The organism is Chitinophagales bacterium, from assembly GCA_013816805.1.
In the GTDB taxonomy this organism is placed as follows: Bacteria; Bacteroidota; Bacteroidia; order Chitinophagales; family UBA10324; genus MGR-bin340.
The window spans coordinates 146,508-156,402 of sequence record JACDDS010000009.1; the positions used below are offsets into that span (position 1 = coordinate 146,508).

At 37.2% G+C, this 9,895-nt stretch carries 10 protein-coding genes; 7 read left to right on the top strand and 3 right to left on the bottom strand.

Annotated elements, in window-relative coordinates; all coding sequences use genetic code 11:
* Window positions 1–1,770 (bottom strand): signal peptide peptidase SppA, encoded by a 1,770-nt coding sequence (sppA, locus tag H0W62_09495; protein ID MBA3648769.1) that lies wholly within the window; start codon window positions 1,768–1,770, stop codon window positions 1–3.
* Window positions 1,771–2,015: 245 nt separating this feature from the next.
* Here sppA and H0W62_09500 point away from each other — a divergent pair, with 245 nt between their 5' ends.
* The gene (locus tag H0W62_09500) at window positions 2,016–2,654 is read left to right on the top strand and encodes a deoxynucleoside kinase (GenBank protein MBA3648770.1); all 639 of its coding nucleotides are present in this window, start codon (window positions 2,016–2,018) and stop codon (window positions 2,652–2,654) included.
* A 306-nt stretch (window positions 2,655–2,960) separates the two neighbouring features.
* Here H0W62_09500 and H0W62_09505 read toward each other — a convergent pair whose 3' ends face one another.
* Together H0W62_09505 and H0W62_09510 are read right to left on the bottom strand one after the other, a co-directional pair.
* The gene (locus H0W62_09505; GenBank protein MBA3648771.1) at window positions 2,961–3,692 is read right to left on the bottom strand and encodes an MFS transporter; all 732 of its coding nucleotides are present in this window, start codon (window positions 3,690–3,692) and stop codon (window positions 2,961–2,963) included.
* 41 nt (window positions 3,693–3,733) lie between these two features.
* Window positions 3,734–4,168, bottom strand: coding sequence for a hypothetical protein (locus H0W62_09510; protein ID MBA3648772.1), 435 nt, complete (start codon window positions 4,166–4,168; stop codon window positions 3,734–3,736).
* Window positions 4,169–4,503: 335 nt separating this feature from the next.
* On the opposite strand from H0W62_09510, the gene H0W62_09515 reads away from it, so the two are divergent.
* The 6 genes from H0W62_09515 to H0W62_09540 all read left to right on the top strand — a co-directional run bounded on the left by H0W62_09515 (window position 4,504) and on the right by H0W62_09540 (window position 9,471).
* Window positions 4,504–4,986, top strand: a complete 483-nt coding sequence (locus H0W62_09515) for a hypothetical protein (protein MBA3648773.1) — start codon at window positions 4,504–4,506, stop codon at window positions 4,984–4,986.
* Window positions 4,986–5,738, top strand: coding sequence for a hypothetical protein (locus H0W62_09520; GenBank protein MBA3648774.1), 753 nt, complete (start codon window positions 4,986–4,988; stop codon window positions 5,736–5,738). Before H0W62_09515 ends, H0W62_09520 begins: the two co-directional genes overlap by 1 nt.
* A gap of 156 nt (window positions 5,739–5,894) precedes the next feature.
* Window positions 5,895–6,899 (top strand): restriction endonuclease, encoded by a 1,005-nt coding sequence (locus tag H0W62_09525; protein MBA3648775.1) that lies wholly within the window; start codon window positions 5,895–5,897, stop codon window positions 6,897–6,899.
* Between the two features lie 288 nt (window positions 6,900–7,187).
* Window positions 7,188–8,003, top strand: a complete 816-nt coding sequence (locus H0W62_09530) for a GIY-YIG nuclease family protein (protein MBA3648776.1) — start codon at window positions 7,188–7,190, stop codon at window positions 8,001–8,003.
* A gap of 227 nt (window positions 8,004–8,230) precedes the next feature.
* Window positions 8,231–8,788: a dihydrofolate reductase family protein gene (locus tag H0W62_09535; protein ID MBA3648777.1), complete on the top strand. Its 558-nt coding sequence runs from the start codon at window positions 8,231–8,233 to the stop codon at window positions 8,786–8,788.
* A gap of 134 nt (window positions 8,789–8,922) precedes the next feature.
* Window positions 8,923–9,471 carry a GNAT family N-acetyltransferase gene (locus H0W62_09540; protein MBA3648778.1) on the top strand — a complete coding sequence of 183 codons (549 nt, stop codon included), beginning with the start codon at window positions 8,923–8,925 and terminating at the stop codon, window positions 9,469–9,471.
* The last annotated feature ends 424 nt before the right edge of the window (window positions 9,472–9,895 follow it).

The following is a 9,895-nucleotide window of genomic DNA, read 5'->3' on the forward strand; positions in this document are numbered from 1 at the left end:
TTATTCAATTTCTATTAATGAAGGAAGCCGTGCCTGGATACCCTTCATGCTCATCAGCGATTTTAGCTGATTAACCATAGGGTAATAGGTGCCGAGCTTTTCTTTTAACACCTTTGTTTCCCTGCTTTCTGTGACCATTTTAGCAAATTGATACCATGCATTTTTCTTCTCCGGATATTCTGATATTCGGTAGGAAGCAAGATGTGCAAGATGCGCTGCAATTTTTATGGCATCATCCAACCCACCAAGCGTATCCACCAGGCCGAGCTGTAATCCCTGAACACCGGTCCATACACGACCTTGTGCAATAGAATCCACTTTTGCGCGATCTATATTTCTGCCTCTGACCACGATACTCTTAAACTGGTCGTAAATGGTATCCACTTCGTTTTGTATAATCAGTTTTTCATCTGCGCGCAAAGGACGGTTCAAATTAGGGAAATCGGAGTACTTACCGGTGCTAACTCCATCTACGGTAATACCAAGCTTATCCTTACATAATTTTTGAAAATTCGGGAAGATCGCGAACACTCCAATAGAGCCTGTTAAGGTATTGGGCTGTGCAACTATTTTAGAGGCAAGCGCCGATATATAATATCCGCCGGAAGCAGCATAATCTCCCATTGAAATAACTACCGGCTTCTTCAATTTAGTTAATTCCACCTCATGTGCAATAACATCCGAAGCCAGGGAACTTCCTCCCGGAGAATTCACACGCAGAACAACTGCCTTTACATTATTATCGTCGCGCAGCTTTTGAAGCTGCTCTGCATATTTTGAAGAGCCAATATAATCATCGCCTCCTTTCCCATCTACTATGTCACCAGCCGCAAAGAGCACGGCGATGCGATCCGTTCCGGCGCCATTGTTTTCTGTCCCGGGGGCCTTCATATATTTCGCTAAAGGGATGAAGGTAATTTTATCTTTCTGCCCGATATGCAACCTCATTTTTATATCGTCAAAAACTTCATCTTCAAATTTTTCACCGTCCACCAGGTTATATCTCTTTGCATCGTGCGTATTGCGAACTGCTAAATTCTTATTGATGCTGTCAAGCCGCATCGGATCGATATTCCTGCTTACTGCTATATTGTTTATGATCCTGTTTTGGATATCATTAATTAATACGCTGGTCATCAACTTATTTTCCTTACTCATGGAATCGAGACGGTATGGCTCCGTTGCGGTCTTGAACTTGCCGTCATAAAATACCTGCGTCTCCACTCCCAGCTTCTGAAGCATTTCTTTATAAAATGGGTATCGTACAGAGATGCCATTAAATTCTATTGCTCCTTTAGGGTTCACATAAATTTTATCGGCAACACTGTTCAGGTAATAGGTTTTTTCCGTGGAAACCTCCGTATAGGCAATCACAAATTTCCCGGACTTTCTGAAATCAATAAGTGCATTTCTTATCTGATCAATGGTGGCCATGCCTGCATTTACAAATCCTGAATTGAGATAGATCCCTTTAATGTCTGCATCACCTTTTGCTTTCTTAATAGTTTTTAAGATATCATAGAGACCGGGAGAAACAGTAGGCTGGAAATCGGTAAATGAAAAACCAGCAAATGGCTGATAGTCGGTTTGCTCAGGAATTTCATAATCGAGTGTCATCTCCAGCACACTATTAGATTTAACCGAAACCGTCTCTTCTTTTGAAAAGGTGGATACGATTCCACTTATTATAATCCCTGAAATAAGGACCAATAAAAAAATACCTACAATTACTCCAAGCAGTGAACCGAAAAAGATTTTCCAGAAACTCATTATTAAATGTTTAATTGAGAAAAAAGTGTGGCAAAGTTATTTTAAAAACAATCAGCTTCTATATTGTTAAAAATTACAGCTTATTTCAACTGATCAACTTTTATCAGTTCCACCTGAATGAGCATGCGGAAAATGAGACAACCGTTTTACAATTTTATATTCAAGGGCTTGCATTCAGGTGTTGATATACCGCTATGAAAGATACCCCTCATCATTATTCTTGTATTTATCTTGTAACCTGAACTATGCCATATAATTTCATAACGATTGAAGGCAACATCGGGGCAGGAAAAACATCCCTTGCTACTATGTTGGCAAACGATTTAAACGGTAACCTGATTTTAGAACAATATGCAGACAATCCTTTCTTGCCATCCTTTTATAAAAACCCAAAGCAATTTGCATTTCCGCTGGAACTATTTTTTATGGCTGAACGATATCAGCAGCTAAAAGACCTCCAGAGTTCATCGAATTTGTTTCAATCATTTACCGTCTCGGATTACCTGTTTGCAAAGTCTATTCTTTTTGCAAGAGTAAATCTTGAACCAGAAGAATTTAAATTGTTTCAGCGGCTTGTAAAGGTTATATCATTTCCATTTCGAGAACCGGACTTATTGCTTTACCTGCATTTACCGGTTGAATTGTTATTAAAGAATATCAGCAAGCGCGGCAGAGATTATGAAAAAAATATCTCGGCAAATTATCTCCTAAAGATTCAAAAAGCATATTTCGATTTCTTTAAAACAAAACCACAGATGCGAATTCTTGTAGTTGATGTAAGTAAGATCGACTTTATAAAAAGCAAAAAAGACTATGATTTAATTCTTCCATTTTTAGATATGCATCTGGAAGCCGGGACTCATTTTGTGACACCCAGATCCTGATGTTTATCTGTTCTTTAAATGAAGTTTTTAATCTTTAATATCCGTGCCCTCAATATCAATATTGAATTAGGAGTTATTATTATTAATAATGCTCCACTACCCTTCAGTTCCCTAAAGGGAAAGAGCTCGCGCTTTAGCAGGTTAAAGTTTGCAACAATTGCGTGTCACAATTAGTATGGTAAAAACGGGATCAGATAAGCACTTCAATTGCGAGAGCCTGCGATTCCAGCCCGGAGGGATTCTGGAAATATAAAAGTTACCGATGCTGTTACTAAAGCTCTGCTTACTGAAAGAGGTCTTCACAGATTACTTTATCTCCGCCGTCCTGTTCAGCAGCCAGAAACCTATAGCCACTGCCAAGCTGAGTACAATGAAAAAATCAAAGGTGGAATCAAATCCGTATTTGCCTGCAAGACCTAAGCCAAGCGATGGCGCTGCAAACGTTGCAATACCAAATGAAATGGAATACAAAGCCGAGTATTGTCCCTGCCGTTCCTTCAGCGGCCTGGATAGGGAAAAGTTCATCATGAAAGGCATTGCAAATATTTCAGATGCAGTGATGATGACAATGTACATAACCGACCATAAGATCAATCCGTGGCCGAATTTCAATATTCCTAATGCAAAAGCAATGAACAGGGCGCCTGTGATGATGAAGGAAAATATATTTTTTCTCTTCTGAAGCACTGCCATCAGCGGCATTTCAATAACGACCACAAGCAAGCCATTGAGTGCCAGCAGCAATCCTATTACCTCTTCATTGTAGTTGCACACCCTATTGAAATACTGTGGTATGGTTGCGAAAATCTGGAAGAATCCGATGCCATATAACGCCACCAGTAAAATAAAAAACAGGTAACGGATGTCGCGGTAGGCGGACGTGCTGTGGTCTTTCAATACCGTGTTTTTATGGCGGTTTCTTTCTGTCTGCTGCTTCGGTAAATAATAATAGAGCATGATGGCTGCGCCAAAGCTCGTAAGCGCATCAATTACGAATAGCCAATGATAGCCGAGGCGCAATGCCACCACACCACCCATGGCAGGACCTACAGAAAATCCTAAGTTAACGGCCAGGCGGACTAAGGAAACGGAGCGTGTCCGGTTTTCAGGAGTGGTGAAGGAGGCGATGGCAGCGCCGTTTGCGGGGCGGAAGAGATCTGCGCTGAAGGCATAGGTGAAGAGGACGATGATAATGAAAATCGTGTGGTAGCTACCAGCATCAGGAACAAGATGAGCCCGCTGCTGATGAGTGAGACGAGCATGATGTAAAAATAATTGGTACGGTCGGTGAGCCAGCCGCCTGCATAGCTTCCGAGAATACTACCCATACCATAGAAGCTCATGATGAAGCCGGCTTCTCCTATAGAAAAATGCAGCTCTTTGGTAAGGTACAGTGAAGTAAACAACAGCACCATGGAGCCGCTCCGGTTGATGAACATCGAGATGGACAATATCCAGATGTTGTGCTGCAGGTTGGAAAAAGCCTGACGGTACAGCGATAGAATATAGAGCATAGCAGGTGGTAAAAATAAAGATTGGCGTGAAAATTTTTTTGAATGCTTTGGATTCAAAAGACAAGAAACAGTAAATTCCTTTATTATATTTGAAAAGGGATAGGTGATTAATTTAAGCTACAATACTATATAATAAGCAAAAGCAAATCTCAAAGATTCAATCACCGTTGTATAGTTATTATGAAAAGCGAACTTTTGGAAGATATAAAGTGACGACAATACGATTGTTGTGCGTCATTCTATGGCGACACTGCAAACTTGAAACTGATTGAATACTGCGAACTTTTTTAAAACGATATTTTCAAATATTTTAAATCATTAAAACTAAACAAATCATGAGTGAATCAAAAATTCAAATCAAAGTGGGAATCGTGGAATTCTCTGGTGAGGGCAATCAAGATTGGTTAGCTACCCAGCTTGATAAAATTTTGGGAAAAGTTCCTGAATTATTAAAGATTGAATTGAACAATCCACCTAATGCTGGAGGAGGAAATTCAAATAACAATGCAGGAGGTGGAAACAATAATTCACAAGCGGGCAAGCCAACAAATCTTCCTGCATTCCTGAAAGAAAAAGCTGCAACGACCAATCAAACTAAAAAATTCTTGGCGACAGCTGCGTTTATTCAATTAGGTGGTAAAGACAGAATGATGACTTCTGATGTTTTTACTTTGTTAAACAAAACAAATCAGACCAAAATAAACAATGCTGCTGATACCTTGAACAAAAATGTTGGCAAAGGACAATGCACAAAAGATGGCAGTTCGTTTTATGTAACTCCCGAAGGATTTACAGAACTATCTATCAATATTGACTAATGAACCTAAACACTTTTCTAAATAGTATTCCAGACGGGCTTAAAAAACCATTGATTGCAGAATACAACAGCATCATTCAGCATTACATGGAGCAACGATGGACTGGTTCTGAATTGAGCGGAGGAAAGTTTTGCGAGATTGTATATACAATTCTTGACGGACATGCAAAAGGTTTATTTGCATTAACACCAACAAAGCCAGCCAATTTTGTTGATGCTTGTAAGCGACTTGAAAATAATCCACATGTCCCGAGAAGTTTTCAAATACTCATTCCAAGAATGTTATCACCTCTGTATGAAATTCGGAACAATAGAAATGTTGGACATGTAGGTGGAGATGTTGACCCAAACTCAATGGATGCTCAAGCTGTAGTAGCAATGTGCAGTTGGATTTTCGGTGAACTCATTCGTGTATTTCATAACAGCACAGTAAAAGAGGCGCAAAAGATGGTTGACTTTATTACCAACAGAAAAATTCCATTAGTTTGGGAAGTAGGAAAAATGAAACGAATCTTGAAACCTTCTATTTCACTTAAAGACCAAGTGCTTTTACTTATTAGTTCTTCATCTGGACAGACAAAAACTGATGAACTTTTTGAATGGATAGAATACGAGAACAAAGGTTATTTTTTAAAGCTCTTAAGACAACTCCATATAGGAAGATTTGTTGAGTTATCGGTAACAGAAACAGAAATTGAAATTCTACCTCCAGGCACAACTTATGTTGAACAAGTAATTGCAAAACTCAAATGACACAGCTTCGTGGAGAGAGTAGAACAAACGCATAACAAAAAGATAAATGCAAATTTTTCCCCGATGCGGTATCTGCAACTCTTGCGCTTCGTAGTAAGCGGTGTAAGAATTTCATAATAACTGTAAGAAAACTTACAATAATAAAACTTCATTCCTATGAAACTTTGGACAATTAGAGCAGGACGCTACGGAGAACAAGAACAAACTTGCATTAATGAAGGACTTGTTACAATTAGTTGGAACGACTTACCAGACTTGAAAAAGTTTAAAACTCGTGATGAACTATTTGAAGAGTTTCAAAAACATTATCCTGATCCGAGCAATGTAAAAACGGGTATCAACGTGGGACAGGTATGGCGTTTTGTAAATGAAATTGCTAATGGTGACCTTGTTGCACTTCCTTCAAAGTCACAACCGACAATTCACATCGGCAAGGTAACGGGCGATTATAAATATGAGAGGAAAGACAAAGACGGAGAAGTTATTCATTGGCGACCTGTCAAATGGCTCAAATCAATTCCACGAGTTGAGTTTGACCAAGACCTACTTTATTCTTTTGGTTCTCTCTTGACGGTTTCGCAAGTGTCCAGAACTCAAGCAGCGGAAAGAGCACTTGCAATGATTGAGGGGAAAAAGGCAACTACCAAAATTGAAAGCGTTTCAATTGAAGAAGTAGAAGAAGAATTTGATATTGAGCGTATCGCCAAAGATCAAATTTCAAAACAACTTGACCGTAAATTTAAAGGACATGGTTTTGCAAAACTTATTGAGCAAATTTTAAAGGCACAAGGCTATACAACCCAACTTTCACCACCAGGCGCAGACGGAGGACTTGATATTCTTGCATCTTCAGGAGCATTGGGTTTTGAACAGCCAAGAATCTGTGTTCAAGTGAAATCAACAACAGGACAAGTTAATGTAAATATTCTTCGGGAACTTCAAGGTGTAATGAAAAATGTAAATGCTGAACATGGACTGCTTGTTTCATGGAGTGGTTTTAATGGGAAAGTAATATCAGAAGCAAAAGAAAAGTTTTTTTTCATTCGCTTGTGGACAGCAGATGACATCATTGAAAATATATTCACCTACTATGATAAGTTCTCTGACGAAATGAAAGCAGATTTATCACTAAAAAGATTTTGGATGTTAGCTAATGAATAAATGGAACACTTCGAACGAACAGTAGAGTATGCCGACAACAAAAAGATAAAAGCAATTTTTTATTTTGGGAGCTTTATTCTTCGCATGAAAATATGTGCGTAAACAACTCAATCGAAGCGTTCACGAATTTCAATAAAAAATAAAGTGAATGAGTAACCATTTGTGCTTCGTATCAACAGTTGTGCATGAATTCCTCCAAAATAAAAAACTTCATTATCCTTGATGCATTATGTGTAAAAACAGACGAATCAACCGCAACAATATTAAAGCAAAAATTTTCCACAAAAAATGAGTTCAATCAAACTAAATGACCTTTTGCAATTAGACAATTTCAAAAATGTAAAAGTCAGATTCAATTTAATGTTTGCAAATAATTGGAATCCAATAGAGATATTCAAAAATAATGAGAGACAAACCTTGCTTGAAGGACAATATTGGAACTACAATAAAAACAAATCTTTCAAAGAAGGGCAAATTACAATTGGTTTTATTCGAATTAAAAGCAATGAAAATTCTTGGCTCTTATTTCATATAGGAAAAGTAACCAAAGACTTAAATATTCTCAATGGAGTTGGTTATGAATATGAAACACTTTCTGAATACGAAAAGTATTTTGGACGCTTAATAATAAAATTTAAAAACACTTCTCAAAATATGATTCGTAATGCAGAATCTGTAATTGAAGATTGTGAAGTAGTTCAAATATTACCCGATATTTTTAACAATGATATCTTTCCAGGTTATGACAAAGTAAATATAACCTGGAATGAACTTTTAAGAGTTTTAGAAAAGGACACTTGGAAGACAGCGTTACAAAATCAAAAAGGAGTTTACTTAATTACAGACACTTCAAATGGTAAGATGTACGTTGGTTCAGCTTATGGAGACGAAATGATTTTAAATCGTTGGAAATCTTATGTAAAAAGTGGACACGGAAACAATAAAGAACTTCAAGTATTAGATTTTAATCACATTAAAGAATATTTCCGTTATTCAATTTTAGACATTTATAAATCGACAACGGATACACAAACAATTATAGAAAGAGAGAATTGGTGGAAAGAGGTACTCTTAAGCCGAAAATTTGGATACAATTCAAATTAAAAAGAAACGAATAGAAATGGTTTCTGCACATAACATCGGCTTGGGCATATGGCGGCTGACGCGCTTCTATGAAAGATTTGTGGTTAAACCAACAATTGAGCATCTAATTAACTTTATTGCTAAAAATCCGCCACATCACCAAGCCGAAAAACTTAGCTGATGCTTGGGGACACTGCTAACATCAAACGGACGACATGAAAATTGACAATTGATTTAAACAAAATAGAATGAGAAAACTAATTGCAGCAATCAATATGACACTTGACGGGTTTTGCGACCATACAGCAGGTATTCCAGATGAAGAAATACATCAGCATTACACTGACCTGTTAAGTAACGCAGACACTATTCTATATGGGAGGATAACATATCAGCTTATGGAATACTGGAGAACTTTGGCAAAAAGTCCTTCAGGCGAAAAATCAATGGACGACTTTGCTGTTGCAATGGATAGCATTCCAAAAATTGTTTTTTCTCACACGTTGAAAAATGTAGACTGGCACAGTGCAAAATTGTCAAATCAACCTATTGAAGAAGTAGTCTCAGAACTCAAGCAACAATCAGGTAAAGACATTTTAGTCGGTAGTCGGAGTTTAATTATACAATTAATGAAACTTAATTTAATTGATGAATTCCAACTTTGTGTTCACCCTGTTATAGCAGGAAACGGTTTGCCATTATTTGAAAAGATAAACGATAGGACTACTCTTAAACTCTTAACTACTAAAACCTTTAGTAGTGGAGCAATAACTCTTTACTATGAACCAACAAACGAAAAAATATGAACATACAAGAACAAATCAAAAAATATATTGACAACCAACCTGAACTAAAACACAGCGACATGCTGGCATTGCACCGCATCATTCTGAAACTTTTGAGCATTGAATAAACAGACAGACAAAAAATCATAACTAAAATGTTAGAATTAAACTTTACTCCATTTCCAAATTTAACAACAGACCGTCTTGTTTTACGACAGCTAAATCTTGACGATGCAAATGAAATTTATTTGCTTCGTTCAGACGAAAGTGTAAACAAATATCTTGACAGAGACAAAGCAACCGTAATTGAAGATGCGACTAACTTCATAAATAAAATCAAAAACACAGTTGCGAAGAATGAATCACTTTATTGGGCAATAACTATTAAAGGCAATAACTCTTTAATTGGAACAATCTGTTTATTTAGCATGGACATTGAAAAACACAGAGCAGAAATTGGTTACGAATTAATACCGAAATTTCAGGGTAAAGGATTTATGCAAGAATCTATTTCAACTGTTATTAAGTTTGCGTTTGACAATTTGAGAATTAAAACAATAACAGCAACTCCAACTGCTGACAATTCTAAATCTGTTACCGTATTAGAACGAAACAACTTTAAGTTAGACAGAAAATTTACCTACGCATCAGAAGAAGAATTAGAAAACTTGACTTGCTATTATTTAGAACAATCAAATCAATGAATTCAAGAAACTTTTTTTTATAGGATACTGCCACGATTGTAAATTGCTTCGGACAAACTTTACTACATGACATCGGAGGACACATCTTCGGACGAACAGCAAGCCAGCAGATAACAAAAAAGATAAATGCAAATTTTCATTTATCCCTGATGCGTTTCAGCCCCTGTTGGTCTTGGCGGATGCATTATAGCAAACCAGACCAACAGCAATTGCGCGTTTTCTGTTGTTGGTCTCCCGACCGCTTATACCTTTTCAAAGACCAACCTTTAGATTTGCAAAGTGATATTTTCAATCACCTTGCAATTATTATTTTTCTTTTTGCTACTTTTTCTTTTGTTAATTAAATACAAAATTGTTGATAATTCTGTAACCTGATTGCAGCAGTGAACTATAAAGACCAATTGACTTAAAGGTCCATCCGTTG